1 rRNA gene is annotated in these 343 nt (G+C 38.8%); it reads left to right on the top strand.

The features are described from left to right. Positions 1-64 (top strand): 16S ribosomal RNA (locus M3225_RS29210); the annotation flags it as partial. Between the last annotated feature and the right edge of the window lie 279 nt (positions 65-343).

Raw genomic sequence — 343 nt, 5'->3', positions numbered from 1 at the left:
GATGATTGGGGTGAAGTCGTAACAAGGTAGCCGTATCGGAAGGTGCGGCTGGATCACCTCCTTTCTAAGGATTTTTACATGACGTACGTTTTGACACTTTGTTCAGTTTTGAGAGTTCAATCTCTCATTAAATGATTGCGCCTGCGATTACTCGGCGCAAAACTGCACGTAGATATCACAGTGATGTTCATCATGATGTGATTGAAGTCAGTTGTTTTGTTCTTTGAAAACTAGATAACAGTAATTGCTGAGGAAAAGTGAAACTTTTCTTTAATCAAACCAATAAATAACACAACAGTATGTTGTACCATTTATTCGCTAATGGTTAAGTTAGAAAGGGCGC

Origin of the sequence: Priestia aryabhattai (assembly GCF_023715685.1) — a bacterium.
Lineage (GTDB): Bacteria > Bacillota > Bacilli > Bacillales > Bacillaceae_H > Priestia > Priestia aryabhattai_B.
The sequence above is the reverse complement of the archived record's forward strand: the minus strand, read 5'-3'. Positions and strand labels throughout refer to the sequence as shown.